The following is a 26,433-nucleotide window of genomic DNA, read 5'->3' on the forward strand; positions in this document are numbered from 1 at the left end:
ATTGAGCCACCCCGCGAAACACCTGCGGGCGGACCAGCTGCTCGCTGGCGGCCTTGGCGTTGGCCGGAGCCACCAGGGCGCCGTGAGCCCGCATCTCGTCATTGCCCCCGGCGCGGGCGGTCTCGGCGGCGATGCGCGCGACAGCCGGGCCATTGTCGGCGGAGGCCGCCTTGGCGGGTGCGGGAGCAGGGGCCGGCGCGGCCTTCGGCGCCTCGGCGGCCTTGGCGGGAGCAGCGGCGGCGGCCGCAGCACCCTCGGCGATCTGGCCGAGCAGGGCGGCGACGCCGACGGTGGTGCCGGACTCGGCAACGATCTCCGACAGCGTGCCGGAGGCCGGCGCATTGACCTCGAGCGTCACCTTGTCGGTCTCCAGCTCGACCAGCGGCTCGTCCTGCTTCACCGCTTCGCCGGGCTTCTTGAACCACTTGGCGACGGTGGCCTCGGTGACGGATTCGCCGAGCGTCGGAACGCGGATTTCGGTGGCCATGTGTTCAGTCCCTCGCGGGCCTCTCTCAGGTCGTGGATGGCGGAACGTCCGGCCCCGGGGGGCCGGACCGGATCAGGCGAAGGCCTCGTCGAGGAAGGCCTGGAGCTGGGCGTTGTGGCGGGACAGGAGGCCCGTCGCGGTGGCGGCTGAGGCGGGACGGCCGACATAGCGGGCGCGCTTCGACTTGGAACCGGCGGTGCCGAGCACCCATTCCAGATAGGGCTCGACGAAGGACCAGGACCCCATGTTCTTGGGCTCCTCCTGGCACCAGATCACCTCGGCGTTCTTGAACCGCCCGATCTCGCCCGCCAGTGCCTTCAGCGGGAAGGGATAGAGCTGCTCGACACGCATCAGATAGACGTCGTCGATGCCGCGCTTGATGCGGTCCTCGTAGAGGTCGTAATAGACCTTGCCCGAGCACAGCACGACACGCCGGATCTTCTTGTCGTCGACCAGCTTGATCTCCTGACCGGACAGGCTCTGGGCATCGTCCCACAGCACGCGGTGGAACGAGGTGTCGGTGATCAGTTCGTCCAGCCGCGACACCGCCCGCTTGTGGCGGAGCAGCGACTTCGGCGTCATCAGGATCAGCGGCTTGCGGATCTCGCGCTTCAGCTGCCGGCGCAGGATGTGGAAGTAGTTCGCCGGCGTCGAGACGTTCGCGACCTGCATGTTGTCCTCGGCGCACATCTGGAGGAAGCGCTCCAGGCGGGCCGAGGAATGTTCCGGACCCTGGCCCTCATAGCCGTGCGGCAGCAGGCATACGAGGCCGGACAGGCGCAGCCACTTGCGTTCGGCCGAGGAGATGAACTGGTCGAACACCACCTGCGCACCGTTGGCGAAGTCGCCGAACTGACCTTCCCATGTGGTCAGCGCATTGGGCTCGGCGAGGGAATAGCCATATTCGTAGCCGAGCACCGCCTCTTCCGAGAGCATCGAGTTGATGACCTCGTAGCGCCCCTTCGAGCCCTCGATATTGTTGAGCGGCGTGTAGCGTGCCTCGGTCTCCTGGTCGATCAGCACCGAATGGCGCTGGGAGAAGGTGCCGCGCTCGCAATCCTGTCCGGACAGGCGCACGCGGTGACCCTCGTCGACAAGCGTGCCGAAGGCGAGCGCCTCGGCGGTCGCCCAGTCGATGCCTTCGCCGGTGTCGATCATCTTGCGGCGGTTGTCCATGAACCGCTGGATGGTCCGGTGCGCGGTGAAACCCTCCGGCACCTTGGTGATCGCCTCGCCGATCCGCACCAGCCTGTCGCGCTCCACACCGGAGGCGCCGCGGCGCGGATCGTCGTCGGAAGAGGCGCCGCCCGACAGGCCGGCCCACTTGCCGTCGAGCCAGTCGGCCTTGTTCGGCTTGTAGGACTGGCCGGCTTCCATCTCGGCGTCGAGACGGGTGCGCCAGTCGGCCTTCATCTTGTCGACCTCACCCTCGGTGACGATGCCCTCGGCGATCAGCTTCTTGGAATAGCCGTCCAGGGTCGTCCTCAGCCCGCGGATCTTCTTGTACATCAGCGGCTGGGTGAAGGCCGGCTCGTCACCCTCGTTGTGGCCGAAGCGGCGGTAGCACCACATGTCGATCACCACCGGCTTCTGGAACTTCTGCCGGAACTCGGTGGCGACCTTGGCGGCGAAGACCACGGCCTCGGGATCGTCGCCGTTGACGTGGAAGATCGGCGCCTCGACCATCTTCGCCACATCCGAGGGATAGGGCGAGGAGCGCGAATAGCGCGGATAGGTGGTGAAGCCGATCTGGTTGTTGATGATGAAGTGGATCGACCCGCCGGTGCGGTGACCCTTCAACCCCGACAGGCCGAAGCACTCGGCCACGACACCCTGGCCGGCGAAGGCGGCGTCGCCGTGGATCAGCAGCGGCAGCACGGCCGTGCGGTCCTCCGGCGGGCAGCCGTGCTGGTCCTGCTTGGCGCGTACCTTGCCGAGCACCACCGGATTGACGATCTCCAGATGCGAGGGGTTCGGCGTCAGCGACAGATGCACCTTGTTGCCGTCGAACTCGCGGTCCGACGAGGCGCCGAGATGGTACTTCACGTCGCCGGAGCCCTCGACGTCGTCGGGGGCGAAGGAGCCGCCCTTGAACTCGTGGAACAGGGCGCGGTGCGGCTTGCCCATCACCTGGGTGAGCGTGTTGAGGCGGCCGCGATGGGCCATGCCGAGCACGATCTCGCGCACGCCGAGCTGGCCGCCGCGCTTGATGATCTGCTCCAGCGCCGGGATCATGCTCTCGCCGCCGTCGAGGCCGAAGCGCTTGGTGCCGGTGTAGCGGACGTCGAGGAACTTCTCGAAGCCTTCCGCCTCGACCAGCTTCTGCAGGATGGCGCGCTTGCCCTCCTTGGTGAAGGCGATTTCCTTGTCCGGACCCTCGATGCGCTCCTGCAGCCAGGCCTTCTGCGCCGGGTCGGTGATGTGCATGAACTCGACGCCGAGTGTCTGGCAATAGGTGCGCTCGAGCAGGCCCACCATCTCGCGGATGGTGGCGAATTCCAGCCCCAGAACCTTGTCGATGAAGATCTTGCGGTCGTAATCGGCCTCGGTGAAGCCGTAGGACCGGGGATCGAGCTCCTCGTGGGTCTTCGGCGGGTCGAGGCCGATCGGGTCGAGATTGGCGTGCAGGTGGCCGCGCATGCGGTAGGCGCGGATGAGCATCAGGGCGCGGACGCTGTCGCGCGTCGCCTGCTGCACCTGTTCGGCGGTGATCTCGGCGTTGCGTCCCTTGTCGGCGGCCTTCGCCTTCAGCTTGTCGCCGATCGCCTTCTCGACCTGCGCCCAATTGCCGTCCATGGCAGAGATGAGCTCGCCATTGGCGGCGATCGGCCAGTTCGGCTTCGACCAGGACGGGCCTTCGGCGTTCTTGACCACATCCTTGCGGTCATCGCCGAGCGAGGAGAAGAAGGCCTGCCATTGCGCATCGACCGAGGCGGGATCGGCCTCGTACTTGGCGTAGAGATCCTCGATGTAGGCGGCATTTCCGCCGTAGAGGAAGGACGTGAGCGCAATGGTCTCGTCTTGGCGTGCCATGGTCGTTTCCTGCAGCTTCGGGATCGCCCGCGGCAATCCGGTATCCGCGCTGTCGTACGGGCCCTCAACAGGCGCCGCGTCGATGGCGGAAATCGGCCCGCACCGGGCCGATTTCCAGATTTGATCGGCCTCAGCGCTTCTTCAGCACGTCGACCAGGGTCTTGCCGAGGCGGGCCGGGGAGGGCGACACGCGGATGCCCGCCGCCTCCATGGCCGCGATCTTGTCCTCGGCGCCGCCCTTGCCGCCGGAGATAATGGCGCCGGCATGGCCCATGCGGCGGCCGGGAGGGGCGGTGCGGCCGGCGATGAAGCCGACCATCGGCTTCTTGCGGCCGCGCTTGGCCTCGTCCCGGATGAACTGGGCGGCGTCCTCCTCGGCGGAGCCGCCGATCTCGCCGATCATGACGATCGACTCGGTCTTCGGGTCCGCGAGGAACATCTCCAGCATGTCGATGAACTCGGTGCCCTTGACCGGATCGCCGCCGATGCCGACGGCCGTCGTCTGGCCGAGGCCTTCGCTGGACGTCTGGAACACCGCTTCATAGGTCAGCGTGCCCGAGCGCGAGACGATGCCGACCGAGCCCTTGCGGAAGATGTTGGCCGGCATGATGCCGATCTTCGATTCGCCGGCGGTGACGACGCCGGGGCAGTTCGGGCCGATGAGCCGCGACTTCGAGCCGACGAGCGAGCGCTTGACGCGGATCATGTCCTGCACCGGGATGCCCTCGGTGATGCAGATGATCAGCGGGATCTCTGCGTCGATGGCCTCGCAGATCGCGTCGGCCGCGCCCGGCGGCGGCACGTAGACGACGGAGGCGTCGGCCCCGGTCGCTTCACGCGCCTCGGCCACCGTGTCGAAGACCGGCAGGCCGAGATGGGTCGAGCCGCCCTTGCCGGGCGAGGTACCGCCGACGACCTTGGTTCCATAGGCGAGCGCCTGCTCGGAATGGAAGGTGCCGTTCTTGCCGGTGAAGCCCTGGGTGATGACCTTGGTCTTCTTGGTGATCAGAATGGACATTCATAGCTCCTGTGCGAGCCGGTTCGGCCGCGCGCGATGAGAATGTGCAGCCGAGGGACCGCGAATGACGATCCGGTGAAGCGGGCGAGGTCCTGCCGGCCCGCTGTCGCCGGTCTTTGCGGTTGTTCTTCTGCGTCCGCATCCGGACGAAAAAGGATCCCGGAACCGTATGGATCGACCGGCGCGCAGGCATCGAGCACCGCGCGCCGACCGGGTGTCACTTCTTGCCCTTGGCGGGAGCCTTGCCCTTGGCGGAAGACTTGCCCTTGGCGGAAGACTTGGCCGCAGCCTTTGCAGGAGCCTTTGCCGAAGCAGCCTTTGCGGGAGCCGCGGCGGCCTTCACCGCTGCCGCCTTGGCCGCAGGGGCCTTCGCGGCCGGGGCCTTCGCGGCCGGAGCTTTCGATGACGTCTTCGCGCCCGATGCCTTGGCGGCGGGCTTCGCCTCGGCCTTCTTGGCGTCCGCCTTCTTGGGAGCCTTGGCAGGAGCCTTGCCGCCGCCCTTCACGGCATTGACGATCTTCTGCGCGGCGTCGTCGAGATCGTCGGCGGGGATCACGTTGAGGCCGGACTCGCGGATAATCTTCTTGCCTTCCTCGACATTCGTGCCCTCGAGGCGCACGACCAGGGGCACCTGGAGGCCGACGGCCTTCACCGCGGCGAGCACGCCGCGGGCGATGACGTCGCACTTCATGATGCCGCCGAAGATGTTGACCAGGATGCCCTTCACCTTCGGGTCGGCGGTGATGATCTTGAAGGCTGCGGTGACCTTCTCCTCCGAGGCGCCGCCGCCGACGTCGAGGAAGTTGGCCGGGCTCTCGCCGTAGAGCTGGATGATGTCGAGGGTCGCCATGGCGAGGCCGGCGCCATTGACCATGCAGCCGATCGTGCCGTCGAGGGCGATATAGGCGAGGTCGAACTTCGAGGCCTCGATTTCCTTCGCATCCTCTTCCGTGAGGTCGCGCAGGGCGACGACGTCGGGCTGGCGGTAGAGCGAGTTCGAATCGAACGACACCTTGGCGTCGAGAACCTTGATCTCGCCTTGCTTGGTGACGATCAGGGGATTGACCTCGAGCATCTCCATATCCTTCGCGACGAAGGCCTTGTAGAGGATGCCGGCGACCTTCTCGACCTGCTTGGCGAGATCGCCGGACAGGCCCAGTGCCTTGGCGATGGTGCGGCCGTGATGGGCCATGTACCCGGTGGCCGGATCGACGGAGAAGGTCAGGATCTTCTCGGGCGTGTCGTGGGCGACCGCCTCGATGTCCATGCCGCCCTCGGTCGAGACGACGAAGGCGACGCGGCCGGTCTGGCGGTCGACCAGCATCGACAGGTAGAACTCCTTCTCGATGTCCGAGCCGTCCTCGATGTAGAGGCGGTTGACCTGCTTGCCGGCCGGGCCCGTCTGGATCGTGACCAGCGTGTTGCCGAGCATCTGCTTGGCGAAGGCCTCGACCTCATCGATCGACTTGGCCAGGCGGACGCCGCCCTTCTCGCCCGCCGCCTTCTCCTGGAACTTGCCCTTGCCGCGGCCGCCGGCATGGATCTGCGACTTCACCACCCAGAGCGGACCGCCGAGCTTCTTGGCGGCGGCCTTCGCCTCGGACGCCTTGAAGATGGCGACGCCTTCCGAGACGGGCGCGCCGAACTCCTTCAGCAAGGCTTTCGCCTGATATTCGTGGATGTTCATCTGAGACCCTCTGTTAGGCGGTCGAGGCCGCTCGCTCAGGTATTTGGGCTGCTGCGGCGGGCGCTGGTGCGTCCGCCGATGGGCTCACGCCACGCGACGCACTTACTTCGCGAGTTCGGGGGCGATGGTCTTGCAGGCGTCGACGAGGCCCTTCACCGAGGCGACGGACTTGGCGAACATCTCCTGCTCGCCCTTGTCGAGTTCGAACTCCAGGATCTTCTCGACGCCGGCGGCACCGATCAGCACGGGAACGCCGACATACATGTCCTTCACGCCGTACTGGCCGGTCAGGTAGGCCGCCGAGGGCAGGACGCGCTTCTTGTCCTTCAGGTAGCTCTCGGCCATGGCGATGGCGGAAGCGGCCGGCGCATAGAAGGCCGAGCCGTTGCCGAGCAGGCCGACGATCTCGCCGCCGCCCTTGCGGGTGCGCTCGACGATGGCGTCCAGCTTCTCCTGGGTCAGCCAGCCGGACTTGACGAGCTGGTTCAGCGGCACACCGCCGACCGTCGAGTGGCGCACCATCGGCACCATGTCGTCGCCGTGGCCGCCGAGCGTCCAGGCATGAATGTCCTCGATGGAGACGCCGGTCGCCTCGGCGAGGAAGAGCTCGAAGCGCGAGGAGTCGAGCACGCCGGCCATGCCGACCACCTTTTCCGGCGGCAGACCGGAGAACTTCTGCAGCGCCCAGACCATGGCGTCGAGCGGATTGGTGATGCAGACGACGAAGGCGTTGGGGGCGTATTTCTTGATGCCCGCGCCCACCTGCTCCATCACCTTCAGGTTGATGCCGAGCAGGTCGTCGCGACTCATGCCGGGCTTGCGCGGCACGCCGGCGGTGACGATGCAGACATCGGCGCCCTCGATGGCCTCATAGGAGCCGGCGCCGCTCATCTTGGCGTCGAAGCCCTCGACCGCCGAGGCCTGCGCGATGTCGAGAGCCTTGCCCTTGGCGGTGCCTTCCGCGATGTCGAACATCACGATGTCGCCGAGCTCCTTGATGCCGGCCAGGAGAGCCAGGGTGCCGCCGATCTGGCCGGAGCCGATCATCGCGAGTTTCTTGCGCGCCATGGAAGGGTCTTTCGCTGAAAGTGTTGCGGGAGCGGATCGGACCGCCTGCGGCTCTTTCTAATCCAGAAAATCCGGTGGCTTTCAAGCTGTACCTCGGACTGATTTACCGGAAAAAGCCGAGTCGCGCACGTGTCGGCGCCGGGCGGCCGCAGCGGGAGAAATTTCTGTTGATTTCCAAGGGTATGGCGGGATATCCGGTATCCGGTGGCCGAAGCCCCGCCGTCGCCGGAATCGACCGCCGAAGCGCTTCCGGCCGCGAAAGTTCCGCAGAATCGCGTGTTTGACGCGAAAACAAATTTCAAAATATGTAAATTGTCACATCGCGGATGCGGAGGATCACACCCCGCCGCTGACGAGCGTGCGCACGATCGTCCGCGTCATCGCCGCCAGCCGCTGCTCGATCTGTTGCCGCGACAGGTCCCGCATTTCCATCACCAGTACCGGGTGGATGAAGCGCTGCATGGCGTCGGCGACGAAGGAGACGGCCCGCTCCTCGTCCTTCACCCGGAACGGCCCCGGTTCGAGGCCTTCGTCGACGATGGAGGCGAGGAAGGCGCGCAGCCGCGCGCGGTGTGCCATGATCGTGTCCCGGCGGGCCGTCCACAGAGTGGCGAAGGTCGCATAGATCGGCGGATCGCGGTCCAGCCCCTCGCGCTGCGCCTTGGCCCAGGCGGCGAGGAAGCGTTCCAGCTTGTCGTCGGCCGGATCGGGCGCATTGGCGATGTCGCCGAGCTGCAGTTCCACGGTCCGCGCCCAGGCGACGACGACCGCCTCGATGAGCCCGGCCTTCGATGCGAAGAAGCGGTAGACGTTGGCGTGGCTCATCCCCGCCTCGCGCGCGACCGCGACCACCGTCACGCGTTCGGGACCGAAGCGGCGGATATGGTCGGCGGCGATCGCCACCAGCCGTGTCTGGACACGGTCCTCGGTCGGCGGCGCGATCGCGCCGATCCGGTCAGGACGCCTCGCCATGCGACGCCCTCAGATCCTGGAGGAGTTCGATCTGCATGGCCTGGATTTCCGCAAACCGCTCCCACTGGCGATTGAGCAGATGGTCGATCTTCTCGTGCAGGTGCCGGATTTCCAGCTCCGCCTTCAGGTTGATGCGATAGTCGTTCTCCGACCTGCGCCGGTCCTTCGCCTCCTGCCGCCTCTGGCTCATCATGATGATCGGCGCCTGGATGGCGGCGATGCAGGACAGGATCAGGTTCAGGAGGATGAAGGGATAGGGGTCGAACGACTGCATGGCGCTCGCCGTATTCGCCGTCATCCAGACGGCCAGAAGCGCGAAGAAGGCCATGATGAACGGCCAGGATCCGCCGAACTGGGCCACTTTGTCGGCGAGCCTCTCGCCGGTCGTGCGCGCCTGCTCGATCTGGTCCTCGACATTGGCCGCCATGATCTCCTGGCTGCGCAGACTGTCGACGACATCGCGTTCGAGCCCGGTGATCTCGCCGCGCTCGGCCTTCAGCAACTCCTCGACGTAGCGGCCGCGATAGTCCGCGACGACCGCGCGGTCGATGACGTCGCTCGGTCCGATCGCGGGGGCCTCCCGGCGGATGATGTCGGCGACGCCGGGGCGGATCGCCGAAAGGCGGATCTCATGGCCGGGCGGGATGGGCCTGCCCGTCAGCGCGCAGACGAGGGGTGGGCCGTCTTCCGGGACAGTTCCTGATGCCATATCGCTGTCCATCCGCTTGGCGGTCGGTCGGTGCCGCGTCACGTCTCGACGATACCACCGGTATCGCCGGCGCGCTCGTTCCGCCGCTCGTGCGGCAGGGCGAGATAATCGTCGGAGCGCATCTCGATGAGGCGGGATGCGGTGCGATGGAACTCGAACTCCTCGGTGCCGCTGTCCGACAGGTACAGCCGCTGGGGCTCGTCGCCGGCGCTCGCCACCAGCTTGACCTGATTGTCGTAGAGCGCGTCGATCAGGGTGATGAACCGCTTGGCCTCGTTGCGCCGTTCCAGCCCCTTCATCACCGGGATCCGGTCGAGGAGCACGGTGTGGAAGGCATGGGCTATGGCCAGATAGTCGGAGGCGCCGAGCGGCGTCTCGCACAGTTCGGCGAAGCTGAACCGGGCGACGCCGTGCGCCTGCCGCGCCACCGGCACGCGCCGCCCCTTCACCTGCAGCGCCGTCGGCTCACCCTCGACCCCGCCGGTGAGGCGCGACCAGGCCTGATCCATCGCCTGATCCGACGCAGCGCCGAGCGGCGTCGTCCAGATAGGCTGTCCCGACAGCTTTTCCAGCCGGAAATCGGTGCGCGATTCCAGCTTCAGCACGTCCATCCGCTCCTGCAGCAGTGCGAGGAACGGCAGGAACAGCGCCCGGTTGAGGCCGTCGCGGTAGAGCAGGTCCGGCACCACGTTGGAGGTGGCGACGATCACCACGCCCTCCTCGAACAGCCGGGTGAAGAGCCGCCCGAGGATCATCGCGTCGGCGATGTCCGTCACCGAGAATTCGTCGAAGCACAGCAGCCAGGCCTCTTCGGCGAGTTCCGCCGCAACGGGGCCGATAGGGTCGTCGCCCTTGACCTGACCGGCCTTCAGCTTCTGCCGGTAGAGGTGGATGCGTTCGTGGACGTCGGCCATGAACTCGTGGAAATGTGCCCGGCGCTTGCGCCTGACGGGGCTGCCTTCCATGAACAGGTCCATCAGCATGGTCTTGCCGCGGCCGACATCGCCCCAGATGTAGAGGCCGCGCACCGGCTCCGGCTTCTGGCCGCGCGAGAACAGCCAGGCGAGGGCGGAGGACTTGCGGCGCGTCAGCCGGTAGTCGGAAAGCCGCGCATTGAGCGCCGACAGCCTACCCGCCACCGCAGCCTGGGCGGCATCGAAAGACATCTCGCCGGCATCGACCAGCGCCTGATAGCGGGAGAGCGTGTTTGGCATGCGAGGTCAGGCAATAAAGGGCGGGCCTGACCTCGGCAAGTCGCGCACGGCAGAGGCGCACCATGCGCAGGTCAGCGTTTCGTCCCTCCTTTGTCTCATTCCAGACTCGTTGCGTCGGCGCGCCGGCTCCCGTAAACAGGCCCATGATTTCCGGTGGCACCGCAGCATGCGCCCGAGCCGGACTTGAGGAATGCCCCAGATGGCCGATTCAAAGCCCGTGAGCGAGCGCCCGCTTTCGCCGCACCTCCAGATTTACCGCCCGATGCTGACGATGATGATGTCGATCGTCCATCGCATCACCGGCGCAGCGCTGTTTTTCGGCACGCTCCTGATGGCCTGGTGGCTGATCGCCGCCGCCTCCGGTCCAACCGCCTACGCGACGTTCCAGTGGTTCGCCGGGTCCATCATCGGCCGCCTCGTCCTGTTCGGTTACACCTGGGCGCTCTATCACCACATGCTCGGCGGCATCCGTCACTTCATCTGGGATACCGGCCGCGGCTTCGGGCCGGGCGAGCGCGAATGGCTGGTCCGAGCCAATCTGATCGGATCCATCGTGCTGGCGGTCCTCACCTGGATCGTCGCCTATGCCGTCCGCGGCGGATTCTGAGGAAGGCCGGGAACCATGTCGCACTCCAAGTCCTCCATGCGCACCCCGCTCGGCCGTGTCCGCGGCCTCGGCTCGGCACGTTCAGGCACCGAGCATTTCTGGATGCAGCGGGTCACGGCGGTCGCCAACGTGCCGCTGTCGCTCTTCGTCATCGGGCTCATCATCACGACGGCGGGCTCCAACTATGCCGCCGTCAAGGCGACGCTCGGCTCGCCGCTGGTCGCCATTCCGCTGATTCTCTTCGTCGTCTCGGCCACCTGGCACATGCGCCTCGGCATGCAGATGATCATCGAGGACTATGTGCCGGCCGAGGGCAGCAAGGTCGTCCTGCTGCTCGCCAACACCTTTTTCTCGGTCGCCGTCGGAATGGGCTGCGTCTTTGCGATCCTGAAACTCTCCTTCGGCGTATAACCTCCGAACTGTCTGTCATACCGGGAGCTCGCCCCATGGCTGAAGCCGCCTCACCTGCCGCCAACGGTCGTGCCTACGACATCACCGACCACACCTACGACGTGGTCATCGTGGGGGCTGGCGGCGCCGGCCTGCGCGCCGTCGTGGGCTGCGCCCAGGCGGGTCTCAAGACCGCCTGCATCTCCAAGGTGTTCCCGACGCGGTCGCACACCGTCGCGGCCCAGGGCGGCGTCGCCGCCTCGCTCGGCAATATGGGCGAGGACCAGTGGCAGTGGCACATGTACGACACCGTCAAGGGCTCCGACTGGCTCGGCGACCAGGACGCGATCGAATATCTCGTGCGCAACGCGCCGGCAGCCGTCTATGAGCTCGAGCACTGGGGCGTGCCCTTCTCGCGCACCGAAAGCGGCAAGATCTACCAGCGTCCCTTCGGCGGCATGACCACCCATTTCGGCAAGGGCACGGCGCAGCGCACCTGCGCCGCCGCTGACCGAACCGGCCACGCCATGCTGCACACGCTCTACGGCCAGGCGCTGAAGAACAACGCCGAGTTCTTCATCGAGTATTTCGCCATCGATCTCATCATGAGCGAGAGCGGCCGCTGCCTCGGCGTCGTCGCGCTGAAGATGGACGACGGCACGATCCACCGCTTCCGCGGCCGCCAGACCATCCTCGCCACCGGCGGCTACGGCCGCGCCTATTTCTCGGCGACGTCGGCCCATACCTGCACCGGTGACGGCAACGCCATGGTGCTGCGCGCCGGCCTGCCGCTGCAGGACATGGAGTTCGTGCAGTTCCACCCGACCGGCATCTACGGCTCGGGCTGCCTCATCACCGAGGGCTCGCGCGGCGAGGGCGGCTATCTCACCAATTCCGAGGGCGAGCGCTTCATGGAGCGCTATGCCCCCTCGGCCAAGGACCTCGCATCGCGTGACGTCGTCTCACGCTCGATGACCGTCGAGATCCGCGAGGGCCGCGGCGTCGGCAAGAACAAGGACCACATCTACCTGCACCTCGACCACCTCGACCCGAAGATCCTCCACGAGCGCCTGCCGGGCATCTCCGAGAGCGCCAAGATCTTCGCCGGCGTCGACGTCACCAAGGAGCCGATCCCGGTCATCCCGACGGTGCACTACAATATGGGCGGCATCCCGACGAACTATCACGGCGAGGTGCTGACCAAGAAGAACGGGAACGCCGATTCCATCGTCCCCGGCCTGATGGCAATCGGCGAGGCGGCCTGCGTCTCCGTGCATGGTGCCAACCGCCTGGGCTCCAACTCGCTGATCGACCTGGTGGTCTTCGGCCGTGCCGCCGGCCTGCGTGCCGCCGAGACGGTCACCCCCGGCGAGAAGCACGAGGACCTGCCGGCGAACGCCTCGGACCTCGCCCTGTCGCGCCTCGACGCCTTCCGTCATGCCTCCGGTTCGACCGCGACGTCGGAACTGCGCAACGGGATGCAGCGTGTCATGCAGTCGAACTGCGCCGTGTTCCGCACCGGCGAGATCCTGGAAGAGGGCTGCAAGCTCATCGGCGACGTCTGGCGCGGCGCGCTCGACATCAAGACGACCGACCGGTCGCTGATCTGGAACTCCGACCTCATCGAGACGCTGGAATTCGACAACCTGATCGCCCAGGCCGTCGTGACGATGGAATCGGCTGCGAACCGGCAGGAAAGCCGCGGCGCCCATGCGCGCGAGGATTTCCCCGACCGCAACGACAAGGAGTGGATGAAGCACACGCTTGCCTTCGCCGATACGGCGTCGCGCACCGTGACGCTCGATGACCGTCCGGTCCACACCTACACCATGACCAACGAGATTCAGTACATCGAGCCCAAGGCCCGCGTGTACTGACAATGGTACAGGCGCGCCGGCACCCTCGGGTTCCGGCCGCCGCTGCGGCCCGGGTGCTCCTTCGCCTGAACCGCCTCGGACGCCTCGTGCGCGCGGATTGCCGCGGCGGCCGGTTTGCCTTCCCGCCGGCTGTTGCTAGACAGGACCATGCCTGCCGGCCCCGGCCGCATGGCCTGCCGCTGGAGGGTGGACGTCGCCGTGAATGCTGAACCGCCTCCCTTCGGCACCTTCGCGCCGACCCCGATGCAGCAGACCATCATCGGCTTGTGCCAGTCGGGGCCGCTCGCCGGCATCCTGCGCCGCGGCACGTTCCGGCGGCCGCTGTCCCGTCTTGTCGCCCGGCTGCGCTCCGGGCCCGTCGATGTCGAGCGAGGGCCGCTCCGCTACCGGCTCGACGTTGCCGACAATGCCGTCGAGGTCGGCCTGCTCCTTGATCCGCACTACCAGAGAGCCAGTATCCGTTTCGTCACGGAACGGCTGCCGCAGTGCGGAACCCTGGTCGATTGCGGCGCCAATGTCGGCCAGTTCGCCCTTGCCGGCCTGATCGCGACAAGCGCCGGCGGCCGCGTGGTCGCGGTGGAGGCCACGGAGAATCCGCTCAACCGGCTGCGCGCCAATGCCGCCCTTTCCGGTCTGGCCGACCGCCTGACGATCGTTCCCTGCGCGGTCGGCGACAGCGACGGCGAGTTGCGCTTTTCGGTCAATGCCAGAGACACGGCCCTGTCCAAGGCTGATGCGGCCGGAAATGTGGTGGTGCCGATGAAATCGCTGCTCTCCATCTGCCGTGAGTCCGGTCTGACGCGCATCGACGTCCTGAAGATCGATGTCGAGGGCATGGAGGACCGGGTGCTCGCAGCCTTCTTCGCCAGTGCGCCCGAGAGCCTCTGGCCCTCGGCCATCTGTCTCGAGGATGAACTCGCCCATCTCTGGGCTGAGGACATCCGACCCGTTCTGGCCGGCTGCGGCTATCGCGCCCTTCCCGAACGATCGAAGGGTAATGTTTTCCTCGTCCGTGAGGCCTAGGATCCGGCAGGCCGCGCCAAGCCTGCTTGCGTGCCACCGGAAGCCCAGCCTTGTCCCAGCCCCTCCATCGTCTTGTTCTCCGTCCCGTCATCGTCGCGGCGGCTGTCATCATCCTAGTTGAAACCTGGCTCTGGGAGCGGCTTGGCCCGCTCATCACGCGCCTGGTGGCGGTGCTGCCGTTCAAGGCGCTCAAGCAGGCGATCCACGACGCCATCGCGCGGCTGCCGCCCTATGCGACCCTCGCCGTCTTCGCCGTGCCGGCCGGCCTGCTCTTTCCCTTCAAGCTCGCAGCCCTCGGGCTGATCGCGTCCGGCCATCTCGTGCTCGGCGCCGGCGTGCTGGTCCTCGCCAAGGTGGTCGGCGTCGGCGTAACCGCCTTTCTCTTCGAGACCTGCAAGCCGAAGCTCCTGCAGATCCCGCTCTTCGTCCGCCTCTACGGCATCTGGACCCGGTGGCTCGCCTGGGCCCATGGCCATATCGACCCGATCAAGCGCCGCATCCTCGGCCATCTGCGCATCCTGCGCGCTGGCCGGGCTCGCCGCTCGCTGCGCCTGCTCATGCGCTTCCGGCGGCTGCGGCGCGAGCGGGCCGCTCTTCACGCCGCGCGGTGAGCCTCACGCCCGCGGTGAGCCTCATGCGCGTGGATGCGTGCTCTCGTAGACGCGCAGCAGGGCGGCGGTGTCGACCTCGGTATAGATCTGCGTCGTCGACAGCGAGGCATGGCCGAGCAGTTCCTGGATCGAGCGCAGATCGCCTCCGCGTCCCAGCAGATGGGTGGCGAAGGAATGGCGCAGGGCATGGGGCGTCGCCGTCTCCGGCAGTCCGAGCGCGCCGCGCAGGCGTTCCATGGCGAGCTGGATGATCCGCGGCGACAAGGGCCCGCCCTTGACCCCGACGAAAAGCGGATCGTCCGCCCCGAGCGTCCAGGGGCAGAGCCGGCGATAGTCCGCGATCGACCGTGCGACGCGCCGGATGACCGGCACCTGCCGCATCTTGCCGCCCTTGCCGAGGACGGTGATCTGCCCGTCGGCCTCCGGTGGCGGCGCATCCTTCTGGGTCAGGCCGAGGGCTTCGGAAATGCGCAGTCCGGATCCGTAGAGCAGGGCGAGGACGGCGGTGTCGCGAGCGATGACCCAGTCGGGCACGTCGTCATGGGCTCTCGCCTCGACCGAGGAGACGGCGCGGGCCGCCGCGACGGCGAGCGGGCGCGGCAGGCGACGGCCGACCTTCGGCGTCCTGACCGCGGCGAAGGCCGCCATCCGGCCGCGTCCCTCGCGTTCGAGAAACCGGGCGAAGGACCGGACGGCGGCGAGAGCGCGCGCGATCGACCGCCCGTCCAGCCCGTCGCCGCGGCGCTTCGCCATGAAGGCCCTGACGTCGCGCGGCTGCAGGCCGTCCATCGCCCCGAGGCCGACGGGTCCGCCAAGATGCCCGGCCATGAAGGCGAGGAAGCCGCGCGCATCGCGGCCATAGGCCTCGAGCGTCTTCGGCGACAGCCCGCGTTCGGCGGAGAGGTGCAGGAGCCACTGGCCGAGGGCGGCCGCCGTGTCGTCGTCGGCGCCGGGGATCAGGACATTCGCGGAGGTGTCGGGAGGCGCCATGGCAGTAGCCTGCCATGGCGAGCGTTCATGGGCGGTGAACGCCGCCTCAGTGGTCGCCGCCGACCGGGCCCATATGCTTCTGGATGTAGAGCTGGACGCCGATGGTCTTGATGATTTCCTGCTGCGTCTCGAGGAAGTCGATATGGCCTTCCTCGTCCGTCATCAGCTGGATGAACAGATCGCGGGACGGATAGTCCTTCACCGTCTCGCAATAGGCGGCAGCCTCCTGGTAGAGCGCGCGGGCGCCGATCTCGGCATTGAGGTCGCTCTGGATGATCTCGCCGACGTCCTGGCCGATCTGCAGCGCGTCGAGCACCTGCAGGTTCGGGTGGCCTTCGAGGAACAGGATGCGGTCGATGAACTTGTCGGCATGGACCATTTCCTCGATCGATTCCTTGCGCCAGTACTTGGCGAGATCGAGGAAGCCCCAATTGTGCAGCATCCGGTAGTGGAGCCAGTACTGGCTGACGGCGGTGAGTTCGCTGCGCAGGCCCCTGTTCAGATAGTCGATGACCTTCTTGTCGCCCTTCATGGCCCGGCTCCACCTGTTGCAATGCATCGCTGCCCGCGAGGGCGCGAAGCAGTTTGTAATCATTCTAGAGTGATGAGGCAAGAGGTCATACAGAAAGGCCCCGCGATGGCGGGGCTGTGCCGGCGCTCTCCGACGAGGATCGGCTACTCGGCGGCGATCAGCACGGGTTCGGCGGAAGCGACATGGCCGCCGCATTCGCCGACAGGGCAGGCGGCACAGCCTCCGATGCCCGCCTCGCGCAGGATGGCGCGGATGGTGCGGGCGCAGCGGCCACATTCGGGGCTGCAGCCGAGGCAGGCATAGACCTCGCCGACGGCACGCGGGCAGTCCGGTCCGTCGCCGAGGCAGGCCCGGATGTCGTGATCGCTCAGGACGTTGCAGTGACAGACGATCACGGCGGTTCTCCGCTTCAATCCGACGAGGGTGTAAAGTTGACTGAAGCTGTCAGCTATTTAACCCGAAACGCGTCGGGCGGCAATGTGTCGGCAAAACATTGGAACAAATCCAAACTGGATAGCCATGCCGCGGCCAACCGCCCGCTGGCTAGCATCGACGGGCCACCTTCGTCCCGGGCGCCATTCCCTTCGCGCCCGTGGCACGCTAGGCCATCGGGATGACCGCGCCCCGTTTTGCCGATGTGCTGATTCCGGTCGCCGTCGACCGGCCCTACAGCTATCGCATCCCCGAGGGGATGACGCTCGGGCCGGGCGACGTCGTTGCCGTGCCGCTCGGCAACCGTACCACGCTCGGCGCCGTCTGGGCGCTGCGTGACGAACCCGGCGGCGTCTCCCATAACCGGCTGAAGGACGTGGCGCAGCGCTTCGACGTGCCGGCTGTGCCGCATGCCGTGCGCCAGCTCTGCGACTGGCTCGCCGACTACACGCTCAGCCCGCGCGGCATGGTGTTGCGCATGGCGCTGCGCGATCCCGAGGATCTCGCGCCCCCGAAGCCGCGGGTGGGCATCCGCATCACCGGACAGGCTCCCGGTCGCCTGACGCCGGCGCGCGGGCGCCTCCTCGGCTACCTCGCCGACGGCCTCGCCCGCGCCAAGGGCGAGGCGGCCCGCGAGGCGGGCGTCTCCGCCTCCGTGGTCGACGGCCTGGTCGACGACGGCGCGCTGGAAGCCGTCCTGCTGCCGCCCGAGGTGCTGGCCAGGCTCGATCCCGATCACGGCGTCGCCTCCCTGAACGATGCCCAGCATGCCGCCGCGCTCGCCCTCTGCGACGTGGTCGCTGCCCGTACCTTCGCCGTCCAGTTGCTCGACGGCGTCACCGGCTCCGGCAAGACCGAGGTCTATCTCGAAGGGGTCGCGGAGGCGCTGCGCCAGGGCCGGCAGGTGCTGATCCTCGTCCCCGAGATCGCGCTCACGACGCAGTTCCTCGACCGCTTCGCCGCACGTTTCGGCCACCGTCCCGCCGCCTGGCATTCCGGCGTCGGCACGACGAAGCGCGGCCGCGTCTGGGCCGGTGTCGCTTCCGGCGAGGTGCAGGTGGTCATCGGCGCCCGTTCCGCCTTGTTCCTGCCCTTCGCCGATCTCGGCCTCATCATCGTCGATGAGGAGCACGAGGGCGCCTACAAGCAGGATGACGGCGTCCATTATCACGCCCGCGACATGGCGGTGGTGCGCGCCCGGCTGGAGAACATTCCCGTCGTCCTCGCCTCTGCCACGCCCTCGGTGGAGAGCCGCGTCAATGCCGACCGCGGCCGCTATACCCGCCTCGTCCTGCCCGAGCGCTTCGGCGGCCGCGACATGCCGAAGATCGCCACCGTCGATCTGCGCAGCGCCGGCCCGCCGCGCACCCGCTGGATCGCCCCGGCGCTGGAGGCGGAGGTCCGCCGGACCCATGAGGCGGGCGAGCAGTCGCTGCTCTTCCTCAACCGGCGCGGCTATGCCCCGCTCACCCTCTGCCGTACCTGCGGCGAGCGCATCCAGTGTCCGAACTGCTCGGCCTGGCTGGTCGACCACCGCTTCCGCCGCCGGCTCGTCTGCCACCATTGCGGCTTCAACATGCCGCCGCTCGAGCATTGCCCGAAATGCGAGGCGGTCGACAGTTTCGTCGCCTGCGGTCCGGGGGTCGAGCGCCTCGCCGAGGAATGCGCCACGCTGTTCCCGGAGGCGCGCCTTCTCGTGCTGTCCTCCGACATGGCCGGCGGCATCGAACGCATCCGCCAGGAGATCGAGGCGGTGGCGCGCGGCGAGGCCGACATCGTCATCGGCACGCAGCTGGTGGCCAAGGGCCACAACTTCCCCAACCTCGCCCTGGTCGGCGTCATCGACGCCGATCTCGGCCTCTCCAACGCCGATCCCAGGGCCGGCGAGCGCACCTTCCAGCTGCTGCAGCAGGTGGTGGGCCGGGCCGGTCGGGCCAAGGACGGCTCGCGCGCCCTGATCCAGACGCACCAGCCCGAGCACCCGATCATCCAGGCCATCGTCAAGGGCGACCGCGAGGGCTTCTACGAAGCCGAGATCACCATGCGCGAGGCGGCCATGCTGCCGCCCTTCGGCCGGCTCGCCGCCCTCGTCGTCTCGGCGGAGGCGCTGGGCGATGCGCAGGCCTATGCGCGCACGCTGGTGCGCGCCGTGCCTCCGACGCCGGAGGTGAAGGTGCTGGGGCCGGCGGAGGCGCCGCTGGCGCTGGTGCGCGGCCGCCATCGCGTCCGCCTGCTCGCGCGGTCTCCGCGTGCCTTCGACCTCTCCGGCTGGATGCGCCGCTGGCTCTCCTCGGTGGAGGCGCCGCGCGGCAATGTGCGGCTGGAGATCGACGTCGATCCGCAGAGTTTTCTGTGAATTGAGAAGCGAGGGGCCCACCCTTTCCCTCCCCGCTGCGCGGAGAGGGGGACTTTGATCGGCTGCCCGTCCGGAAGGATTTGAGCCAGGCTCGACGGCTCCATGTGAGCCACGACGCTGAAGTCACCCTCTCCTCGCGTCAGCGAGGGGAGGGTATGGGTGGGGGCCTTCGTTCAGGCTCGCGACGCCGTCTCCCCCGGCCAGTCGAACCGCGCCCAGTCCGGCTTGACCGGCGACAGCGCGATGCCCCCCGCCGTGATCGCCTCGCCCGCCGCCAGTGCATCGGCGACGCGGTCGAGGCGGAGCTTGGCGAGCCCGCGGCCTTCCGCCGCCGATCCCATCATGCCGATCGTCTTCTCGCCCGCCATGATGTCGAGGCCCTCCATGGGGGCGAAGTCGGGGAAGGAGACCGGAACGACGCGGGTGCGGGCGGTGCCGCGGTGCTGCATCCGGCTCACCACCTCCTGGCCGACATAGCAGCCCTTGGCGAAGTCGACGCCAGCGAGCTGATCCATGTCCGCCTCATGCGGAAAAGTGTCGCCATAGACGAAGTCGCGGCCACCCTCGGGGATGCCGAGGCGGATGCGGTGGGCGTCGTAGGCGCCGGCCTCCGACGGGTCCACCGGCGGCAGGGGCGAGATCATGCGCCAGCCGAGGGCGGGATGGCGCGGGTCGCGCGCGATGACGGCGCCGTCCGGCATGCCCGTGTCGCCCCAGACCGCCGCCACCCCGACCTGATCCGACAGGTCCTCGACTGCGACCTTGGCGCGCAGCCGGTAGAAGGCGAGCTTCCTGGCGAGGTCGGCGGCGAGCGCCCGCGGCACGTCGATGAGAAACCCTCCGCCGTGCTCCTCCGTCGCCGGAATGACGAAGAAATCGACCACGATCTTGCCCTGCGGCGTCAACAGCGCCCCGAAACGTGCCTCACCCGCCGGAATCGCCGTGACGTCGCAGGTGACGAGGCCCTGCAGGAAGTGCGGGGCGTCGTCGCCGGTGACGCGGACGACGCGACGGTCGGGCAGGGCGGCGCTGGGCATGGGACTTCTCGTTCGCTTGGCACGGCTATGGTTCTCGGACATAAGCGAAACCACGCCGGGGACAAGGCCCCGCATCGTTCCGGGAGCCGCGCCATGCCCAATTACGACGTCATCTACAGGAACGGCACGGTGGTCAACCAGGACGGCCGGGCCCTGTGCGACATCGGCGTCACGGCGGGCCGCGTCGCCTTCATCGGTGACCTGTCACGGGCCTCTGCCGGCGAGGTGGTGGACTGCACCGGCCTGCACATCCTCCCCGGTGTCATCGACAGCCAGGTGCATTTCCGCGAGCCGGGGCCGACCCACAAGGAGGACCTGCAGACCGGCTCCCTCGCCGCCGTCATGGGCGGCGTTACCGCCGTCTTCGAAATGCCGAACACCGACCCGCTGACCACGTCCGAGGCGGCGCTCGCCGACAAGGTGCAGCGGGCGACGTCGCGCATGCATTGCGACTTCGCCTTCTGGGTCGGCGGCACCCATGACAATGCCAAGGACGTCGCCGAACTGGAGCGCCTGCCCGGGGCTGCCGGCATCAAGGTGTTCATGGGATCCTCCACCGGCTCGCTGCTGGTCGAGGACGACGCGGGCGTTGCATCCATCCTGCAGAACACCCGCCGCCGCTCCGCCTTCCATTCCGAGGACGAGTTCCGCCTGCGCGACCGCAAGGGCGAGCGCATCGAGGGCGATCCGCGCTCCCACCCCGTCTGGCGGGACGAGGCCGCGGCGCTCATCTGCACCGAGCGGCTCGTCGGGATCGCCAGGCGCTTCAACGCCAAGATCCACGTGCTGCACATCTCGACCGCCGAGGAGATCGACTATCTCCAGCACCACAAGGACGTCGCCACCTGCGAGGCGACGCCCCATCACCTGACCCTCGTCGCACCCGACTGTTACGAGCGGCTCGGAACCCTCGCCCAGATGAACCCGCCGGTCCGCGACATCAGGGCCCAGACCGGCATCTGGAAGGGCATTGAACAGGGCATCGTCGACGTCCTCGGCTCCGACCACGCTCCCCACACGCTGGAGGAGAAGCAGAAGACCTATCCGGCCTCGCCTTCGGGCATGACCGGCGTGCAGACGCTGGTGCCGACCATGCTCGACCACGTCAATGCCGGGAAGCTGACGCTGGAGCGCTTCGTCGACCTGACCAGCGCCGGCCCGTGCCGCATCTTCGCCATCGCCGGCAAGGGCCGCATCGCTGCCGGCTACGATGCCGACTTCACCATCGTGGATCTCAAGCGGCGCCAGACCATCACCAATGGCTGGATCGCCTCGAAGAGCCGGTGGACGCCCTATGACGGCAAGGAGGTCACCGGCTGGGCAGTCGGCACGATCATCCGCGGCCGCCGGGTCATGTGGGAGGGTGATCTCGTGACACCGTCGGGCGGGCAGGCGGTCCGCTTCCAGGACCAGCAGGCGTGACGGCATCGCAGGCCCCGGCCCTGGCCTGAGACCTCCGGGCCGGCGGCCGTCACAGAAAGCGGACGCCGATGTTCCGGCCGTCCTGCCAGACAGGCTCGCAGCTGCGCTTCACGGCGGCACTGGCGAAGCTCAGGAGTAGCGGCCCCGACGGGCGCTCCATCGTCGCCAGCATCAGCTTTGCGCCTGTCTTGGAGATGTCGATCAGCCGGCACCGGACAGTGCCGCCACCATCCTCGCGGCTGAGTTCGGCCGGATATTCGACGGCCTTGCGGGGGGTCTTGCGCAGTTCCTCGAACCTGGCGCGTTGACGCTGGTCGAGGAGGGAGCGCGTCTCATTGGACAATTGCGCCCCGGCATTGCGGGCCAGCGCGCGGACCACGGCCCGGTTGCCGCGCAGCGCCAGCGTGTCGGCGACGGCAGGAGGGATAGCCCGGCGGCGGCTGATGGCGAGAAGATGCGACTGGCCCTTGCTGTCGATTACCCTCAGGAGGGTTTCCTCCGAAAGACGCGGCGAACGTGCGAGCACCGGTGCCGCGACGTCGATCCAGTCGTCCTCGGCCAGTTGCTCCACGACGCGCGGCGGCGCCTTGGGGTCACCCGCCACCCGTTCGGCGATGGCCATCCGCCCCTCGGGTGTCACGTCGGCGATGAGGCGGGCGATGACTTGGTCGACCGTATCCGCCTGTTCGCTGGTATAGACCTCGGCATTCTCGGCGAACTGGTCGATGAGCCGGGAGACCTTGTCGGTCAGCCCGGCGCTCGATCGCCGGGCCACCAGTTCGTCGATTGCGATCGTGACGGTCTTGCTGTCCGGCATGCTCGGCGCTTCCGCTGAGGTCGCCGCCTGCGACCGTGTCGCTTTCGGGAGTAAGGGCTGCAGCCTTAACGAGCACATAAGGCAAGCTTCTAGCCGGCGACGCTCATGCCTCTGCGTCACGTCATGATTAACGCGGTCCTATTCGCCCGCCAGGAAGAAATGGACCGTGCCGTCAGGGCCGATTCCCAGCCGCCAGAATACCCAGGCGCCGAGCGTGCGCGTGTCCCGCACGTCCTGTGCGGTCATCAGCCGATAGAGATCGACGGACTGGCGGGGGCTGAGGTCGGTCAGCGGCAGATGGGCGAGATAGGGCCAGACATACATCTCCTGCGGCGTGCCCTTGTTGATGAGGGCTGCTGGCAGGTCGAGGATGTTGAGCAGGACGGCGAGGATCTCGCGCCCCTCGCCGTCGCCTGAGGCGGTCTTCCAGAAGGCCACGGGGTCGCGTTCCGCTCCGCGGGTGAAGACCGGCATGGTCTCGTTCATCTGGAACACGACGCCGAGACGGGCGATGTCACCGGAGCGGGCGGCCAGGATCAGCCTCTCGCGCATCGAGCCGACGCGTTCGCGCAGGTCCTCGTTGTCGGGGAGGATCTCGACCGAGACCGGTGCCCGTACCGATCGCCGCGGGCCGGGTGCCGGGACCGGCGTCGTGACAGGAGGCGTCGTGACAGGCGGCGTCGTGACAGGAGGCATCGTGACAGGAGGCATCGTGACAGGAGCCGCCGCGGGAGCCGGGGCGGGCGCGTTCTGCGCGAGGGGGCGTGCTGCCGGAGGAAGGGTCTCAGTCGCGAGCGGCGTCACGTCCCGGATTGCCGGGCGCAGAGGGGAACCGGCGCCGACGGCCGGCTCGGCCGGACGCGGCGCCTCCCGCGGCATGATCTGCGCGACGGAGACGCCGAGCACTGCCGTGGTGATCAGTCCTGCGAGAAAGGCCAGCTTGCGCGGGTCCACGATGCGCCCCCGGGGGTGGCGGTCCGAATCAATGGGTGGAGCGGTCGACGGTGAACTCACCGCCCCTGACGCGCTCGGCCAGCCGCTGGGCGAAGGTGGCGGTCGCCTCCTCGCCATAGGTCGCGACCATTTCCACGAACGAGGCGAAGATTGCGGCCTGCGCGATGCAGTCGACGTCCAGCCCGTCGAGGCGGGCCTCGGCGAAAGCTTCGGAGACGTAGCCCATGGCCGCATGGCGCTGGTCTTCGGCCTCGGCCGACCGGGCGGTCGTCTCTGGGGAAAAATGCATCGTCACGCCCACTGCGGGACCGTTGATCGGCCCTGTCCTAGGGCGAGACCGTAGCACGGTCCTTTCGCCAAGACACCCGTTTCTGACCGGAAGGTTAACAGCGTCGAAGAAAATGGAGACGTTCCCCGAACGCCACAAACCGTCAGTTGCCGTAGCGGCTGGTGATCTCGGCGACGAGCCTCCGCGCCTCGGCGACATAGCGCCGTGTCGCTTGCCGGGCCGCCGGCGCGCAACTGCGATGGGTCTGCTCGAAGCCGCCATAACCGCGGTTGAAGGCCTGCACGAGCCGTTCCCGCCGCTCCCCGCCGGCAGCCTCGGCATCTAGCAGGGCCTGCATCTCGCGTCGCCAGGCTCCGCCTTCCGGCCCCTCGCAGAGGGTGCGCAGGTAATGCAGCGCGCCGATGATTTCCGACAGGCGGAGGAGTTGCGGCTCGTAGGGAGCCCTGAGCGCGGCCGGTGGCAGCGGCACGGCCACGGGTGTCGCCGCCCGCGGCGCCTGCGCAGCCACGGGACCGACCGGAACCAGCGCCACAAGCAGCGCCAAAGCCTGGACGAGCTTCATCATGGCCGAGATATGAGCGAGGTGGCGGGCCTCCGCAACGGAAAGCTGCGCGGGTGGTTGACGCGCTCAGGGCTCGGCGAGGGCGACGGCGGCTGCGAGGACCTTCGCGAGCCCCTCGGTGGTCGGCAGGCCCGCCGCCTCGTCCGGCCTGATCCACCTGATGTCGGCGGCTTCCGCGGAGACCATGCCCGCGCCGCTGATCCAGCGGGCGGCGAAGGAGAGCACGACGAAATGGCGCTCCACCCGGCCGTCGCCGTCACGGATGATGATGTCGCGCGCGCTGCACAGGCCGATGGGCGCCGCGGCGACGGCGACCTCCTCCATCAGTTCGCGGGCCGCCGCCTCGGCGAGCGTCTCGCCGATCTCGACGAGCCCCCCCGGCAGGCTGAACAGACCGGCGCCGGGGGCGTTGGCGCGCTGGGCGACCAGAACGCGCCCGTCGCGGATGACGGCCGTCGACACGGCGAGGATGGGGCGGGCGGGATAGAACCGGTCCGCCATCGGGTCTGCGGCCGCGGTGTTCACCGTGTCATTAGGGCGTCGATGGCGTCCTGCGCTGAGGCGCCGTCGCCTTCGTCGTCCTCGATCACCGCGTTCATGACGCCGGACGTGCGGGCGGCGAGGTGCTTCAGCCGGTCCGAGGCCTCCTCGGCGATATAGCCGGCCATCGGGGTTCCGGCATGGGAACTCAGTTGGGCGATCGTGTCGAGCATCACCGTGTCCATCTCAGCCACCAGGGCGAGAAAGCGGCGGCGCGAGCCGACGGGGGCTTCGGCGAAGGCCTGGAGCACCAGGTCCTTGTCGCGATAGTGGGAGCGGATGAAATGCTGCTGGTAGGAGGCCGGCTGCCAGGCGAGGACGTCGTCCACGCAGTCGGGCATGGTCGGCACCAGTTCCAGAAGCATGATGACTTCGTTGAAATGGTTGAGGTAGTCGGTGGCCAGCCGCGTGTCGGGATGAATATTGGCCGCACGCAGGCGCTCCGGCGTCAGCGCAGTCGTGGAGTCCTGACGAACGACGTCGAGCATGGAATGTGGTCGCCCCCAACTTTACATGTCACTCAGCCACGACTGCAGTGAAAGAAGCCTTAAGTCGTGACCATGAGTTTCCAGGACGCAAGGGCAGGTGAGGTTTGAATGTGCGGCCGGTATGCGATCAAGACCATTCCCGAAGTGATGCAGGCCGCCTTCGGTTATGAGGAGCGGCCGAATTTTCCGCCGCGCTACAACATCGCTCCGACCCAGCCCGTGCCGGTCGTCACCATCGACCAGGGCCGTCGGCGTTTCGTGCTGATGCGCTGGGGCTTCATCCCTGGCTGGGTGAAGGACCCGAAAGACTTTCCCCTGGTCATCAACGTGCGCAGCGAGACAGCCCGCGAGAAACCCTCGTTTCGCGCCGCCTTCGTACGGCGCCGGGCGCTGATGCCGGCGGACGCCTTCTACGAATGGCACACGGTCGGCAAGGTGAAGACGCCCTACATGGCCCGCCGCCCCGACGGCGGGCTCTTCGCCTTTCCCGCGCTCTGGGAGACCTGGATCTCGCCCGACGGCTCCGAGATCGACACCGTGGCGATGCTGACGTCGCCCGCACTGCCGCCGCTCGCGACGATCCATCACCGCACGCCGGTGATCCTCGATCCCGCCAACTGGAACGAATGGCTCGACCCGGCCACCGGGGCGGACCGCGCCGCCGCCCTGCTCGAGCCCGCTGTGCAGAACGAGCTCGAGCTCGTGCCGGTCTCGCCGGCGGTCAACCGTGTCGCCAATGACGGGCCGGAACTGCAGGAGCCTACCGGCGCGCCGACGACCGCTCCCGCAGGGGCGCCATCACGCCGCCGCTCTGCCGCTGAGCCGCAGAACAGGCAGGGCAGCCTGTTCGACTGATCACCCTCGTTCGGGGACCGGCGAACTGCCGCCAGCGGCGGTTCCACATACTTAAACAAATAACAACAAACTTCGCGCAATTTAGCGAAATTCGCGCCGGACTATCCCGTCCGGCCCGGGGCTGCCACGGATCCTGCATGTCTCCGCGTCCGGCATTGAGCACGCGCCTGCTGCTCCCTCTCACTGTTCTGACCTGCCTCGCGATTCCCATCGTCGCCGCTGCGGCGCCGCGTGCCGGCCAGCCGGTGGCCGTCTTCGCCTGGTCGACCGATGCCGGCGGAGCCGCCGCCATCGCCGCGCGCTCGGATGGGGAGTTGCGCTCCGCCAGCCGCAGCAACCGCATCGTCATCGCCTCTTCGACCCATCCCGACTTCGTGACGCGGCTCTATGGCGCCGGTGCGCTTCTCGTCATCGACGCCACCATGGCCGCAGCCTGTCTTTCACTTTTCGTCTCACTTTGAGA

The 26,433-nt window shown here is 67.8% G+C and carries 26 protein-coding genes and 1 pseudogene; 9 read left to right on the top strand and 18 right to left on the bottom strand.

What is annotated here, in order from left to right; all coding sequences use genetic code 11:
- From Q8O26_RS16320 to zapE, 8 genes and pseudogenes are all read right to left on the bottom strand, one after another.
- A partial coding sequence (locus Q8O26_RS16320) for a biotin/lipoyl-containing protein (RefSeq protein WP_305577470.1) occupies nucleotides 1-487 on the bottom strand: 487 nt, incomplete at its 3' end.
- 72 nt (nucleotides 488-559) lie between these two features.
- Nucleotides 560-3,520, bottom strand: a complete 2,961-nt coding sequence (locus Q8O26_RS16325; RefSeq protein ID WP_305577472.1) for a 2-oxoglutarate dehydrogenase E1 component — start codon at nucleotides 3,518-3,520, stop codon at nucleotides 560-562.
- A 130-nt stretch (nucleotides 3,521-3,650) separates the two neighbouring features.
- Nucleotides 3,651-4,538 (bottom strand): succinate--CoA ligase subunit alpha, encoded by an 888-nt coding sequence (gene sucD, locus Q8O26_RS16330; RefSeq protein WP_305577474.1) that lies wholly within the window; start codon nucleotides 4,536-4,538, stop codon nucleotides 3,651-3,653.
- Between the two features lie 496 nt (nucleotides 4,539-5,034).
- Nucleotides 5,035-6,225 (bottom strand): annotated as a pseudogene (gene sucC, locus Q8O26_RS16335) (ADP-forming succinate--CoA ligase subunit beta); the annotation flags it as partial.
- 102 nt (nucleotides 6,226-6,327) lie between these two features.
- Complete coding sequence (mdh, locus tag Q8O26_RS16340; protein WP_305577476.1) at nucleotides 6,328-7,293, bottom strand: malate dehydrogenase; 966 nt, start codon at nucleotides 7,291-7,293, stop codon at nucleotides 6,328-6,330.
- Nucleotides 7,294-7,629: 336 nt separating this feature from the next.
- A complete protein-coding gene (locus tag Q8O26_RS16345) occupies nucleotides 7,630-8,265 on the bottom strand; it encodes a TetR/AcrR family transcriptional regulator (RefSeq protein ID WP_305577478.1) in 636 nt (211 codons plus the stop codon).
- Nucleotides 8,249-8,974, bottom strand: a complete 726-nt coding sequence (locus tag Q8O26_RS16350; RefSeq protein WP_305577480.1) for a DUF1003 domain-containing protein — start codon at nucleotides 8,972-8,974, stop codon at nucleotides 8,249-8,251. The genes Q8O26_RS16345 and Q8O26_RS16350 overlap by 17 nt, the downstream gene beginning before the upstream one ends.
- 38 nt (nucleotides 8,975-9,012) lie before the next feature.
- Nucleotides 9,013-10,188, bottom strand: coding sequence for a cell division protein ZapE (gene zapE, locus Q8O26_RS16355; protein WP_305577482.1), 1,176 nt, complete (start codon nucleotides 10,186-10,188; stop codon nucleotides 9,013-9,015).
- 199 nt (nucleotides 10,189-10,387) lie between these two features.
- Here zapE and sdhC point away from each other — a divergent pair, with 199 nt between their 5' ends.
- The 5 genes from sdhC (at nucleotide 10,388) to Q8O26_RS16380 (ending at nucleotide 14,696) form a co-directional block, all read left to right on the top strand.
- The gene (sdhC, locus tag Q8O26_RS16360) at nucleotides 10,388-10,795 is read left to right on the top strand and encodes a succinate dehydrogenase, cytochrome b556 subunit (RefSeq protein WP_305577484.1); all 408 of its coding nucleotides are present in this window, start codon (nucleotides 10,388-10,390) and stop codon (nucleotides 10,793-10,795) included.
- 15 nt (nucleotides 10,796-10,810) lie between these two features.
- Complete coding sequence (sdhD, locus tag Q8O26_RS16365; RefSeq protein ID WP_305577486.1) at nucleotides 10,811-11,206, top strand: succinate dehydrogenase, hydrophobic membrane anchor protein; 396 nt, start codon at nucleotides 10,811-10,813, stop codon at nucleotides 11,204-11,206.
- Nucleotides 11,207-11,241: 35 nt separating this feature from the next.
- Complete coding sequence (sdhA, locus tag Q8O26_RS16370; protein WP_305577488.1) at nucleotides 11,242-13,062, top strand: succinate dehydrogenase flavoprotein subunit; 1,821 nt, start codon at nucleotides 11,242-11,244, stop codon at nucleotides 13,060-13,062.
- A 198-nt stretch (nucleotides 13,063-13,260) separates the two neighbouring features.
- Nucleotides 13,261-14,085, top strand: coding sequence for an FkbM family methyltransferase (locus Q8O26_RS16375; RefSeq protein ID WP_305577490.1), 825 nt, complete (start codon nucleotides 13,261-13,263; stop codon nucleotides 14,083-14,085).
- Nucleotides 14,086-14,135: 50 nt separating this feature from the next.
- On the top strand, nucleotides 14,136-14,696 hold the full coding sequence (locus tag Q8O26_RS16380) for a hypothetical protein (protein ID WP_305577492.1): 561 nt from the start codon (nucleotides 14,136-14,138) through the stop codon (nucleotides 14,694-14,696).
- Nucleotides 14,697-14,717: 21 nt separating this feature from the next.
- On the opposite strand, the gene Q8O26_RS16385 is transcribed toward Q8O26_RS16380, so the two are convergent.
- The 3 genes from Q8O26_RS16385 to Q8O26_RS16395 form a co-directional block, all read right to left on the bottom strand.
- Entirely contained in the window at nucleotides 14,718-15,686 is a 969-nt protein-coding gene (locus Q8O26_RS16385; RefSeq protein WP_305577493.1) for a tyrosine recombinase XerC, read from the bottom strand.
- 46 nt (nucleotides 15,687-15,732) lie between these two features.
- Nucleotides 15,733-16,218 (bottom strand): bacterioferritin, encoded by a 486-nt coding sequence (bfr, locus tag Q8O26_RS16390; protein ID WP_305577495.1) that lies wholly within the window; start codon nucleotides 16,216-16,218, stop codon nucleotides 15,733-15,735.
- Nucleotides 16,219-16,361: 143 nt separating this feature from the next.
- Complete coding sequence (locus Q8O26_RS16395) at nucleotides 16,362-16,613, bottom strand: bacterioferritin-associated ferredoxin (protein ID WP_305577497.1); 252 nt, start codon at nucleotides 16,611-16,613, stop codon at nucleotides 16,362-16,364.
- A 218-nt stretch (nucleotides 16,614-16,831) separates the two neighbouring features.
- Between Q8O26_RS16395 and Q8O26_RS16400 the strand changes: the two genes are divergently transcribed.
- The gene (locus tag Q8O26_RS16400) at nucleotides 16,832-19,006 is read left to right on the top strand and encodes a primosomal protein N' (protein ID WP_305577499.1); all 2,175 of its coding nucleotides are present in this window, start codon (nucleotides 16,832-16,834) and stop codon (nucleotides 19,004-19,006) included.
- A 173-nt stretch (nucleotides 19,007-19,179) separates the two neighbouring features.
- Here the strand turns inward: Q8O26_RS16400 and Q8O26_RS16405 are convergent, their stop codons facing one another.
- On the bottom strand, nucleotides 19,180-20,043 hold the full coding sequence (locus tag Q8O26_RS16405) for a folate-binding protein YgfZ (RefSeq protein WP_305577501.1): 864 nt from the start codon (nucleotides 20,041-20,043) through the stop codon (nucleotides 19,180-19,182).
- Between the two features lie 93 nt (nucleotides 20,044-20,136).
- Here Q8O26_RS16405 and Q8O26_RS16410 point away from each other — a divergent pair, with 93 nt between their 5' ends.
- Nucleotides 20,137-21,465 (top strand): dihydroorotase, encoded by a 1,329-nt coding sequence (locus Q8O26_RS16410; RefSeq protein ID WP_305577503.1) that lies wholly within the window; start codon nucleotides 20,137-20,139, stop codon nucleotides 21,463-21,465.
- 49 nt (nucleotides 21,466-21,514) lie between these two features.
- Here Q8O26_RS16410 and Q8O26_RS16415 read toward each other — a convergent pair whose 3' ends face one another.
- From Q8O26_RS16415 to Q8O26_RS16440, 6 genes are all read right to left on the bottom strand, one after another.
- Nucleotides 21,515-22,282 carry a DUF2336 domain-containing protein gene (locus tag Q8O26_RS16415; protein WP_305577505.1) on the bottom strand — a complete coding sequence of 256 codons (768 nt, stop codon included), beginning with the start codon at nucleotides 22,280-22,282 and terminating at the stop codon, nucleotides 21,515-21,517.
- Between the two features lie 138 nt (nucleotides 22,283-22,420).
- Nucleotides 22,421-23,236, bottom strand: a complete 816-nt coding sequence (locus Q8O26_RS16420; protein WP_305577507.1) for a hypothetical protein — start codon at nucleotides 23,234-23,236, stop codon at nucleotides 22,421-22,423.
- A gap of 28 nt (nucleotides 23,237-23,264) precedes the next feature.
- Nucleotides 23,265-23,525 (bottom strand): hypothetical protein, encoded by a 261-nt coding sequence (locus Q8O26_RS16425; RefSeq protein WP_305577509.1) that lies wholly within the window; start codon nucleotides 23,523-23,525, stop codon nucleotides 23,265-23,267.
- 142 nt (nucleotides 23,526-23,667) lie between these two features.
- Complete coding sequence (locus tag Q8O26_RS16430; protein WP_305577511.1) at nucleotides 23,668-24,090, bottom strand: TIGR02301 family protein; 423 nt, start codon at nucleotides 24,088-24,090, stop codon at nucleotides 23,668-23,670.
- 63 nt (nucleotides 24,091-24,153) lie between these two features.
- Nucleotides 24,154-24,588 (bottom strand): NUDIX hydrolase, encoded by a 435-nt coding sequence (locus tag Q8O26_RS16435; protein WP_305577513.1) that lies wholly within the window; start codon nucleotides 24,586-24,588, stop codon nucleotides 24,154-24,156.
- A 20-nt stretch (nucleotides 24,589-24,608) separates the two neighbouring features.
- A complete protein-coding gene (locus tag Q8O26_RS16440) occupies nucleotides 24,609-25,115 on the bottom strand; it encodes a hypothetical protein (protein ID WP_305577515.1) in 507 nt (168 codons plus the stop codon).
- Nucleotides 25,116-25,223: 108 nt separating this feature from the next.
- Between Q8O26_RS16440 and Q8O26_RS16445 the strand changes: the two genes are divergently transcribed.
- Nucleotides 25,224-25,970 carry an SOS response-associated peptidase gene (locus Q8O26_RS16445; RefSeq protein WP_305577517.1) on the top strand — a complete coding sequence of 249 codons (747 nt, stop codon included), beginning with the start codon at nucleotides 25,224-25,226 and terminating at the stop codon, nucleotides 25,968-25,970.
- A gap of 137 nt (nucleotides 25,971-26,107) precedes the next feature.
- Complete coding sequence (locus Q8O26_RS16450; protein ID WP_305577519.1) at nucleotides 26,108-26,431, top strand: hypothetical protein; 324 nt, start codon at nucleotides 26,108-26,110, stop codon at nucleotides 26,429-26,431.
- Nucleotides 26,432-26,433: the final 2 nt, after the last annotated feature.

The organism is Phreatobacter sp., assembly GCF_030691135.1.
Taxonomy (GTDB): Bacteria; Pseudomonadota; Alphaproteobacteria; order Rhizobiales; family Phreatobacteraceae; genus Phreatobacter.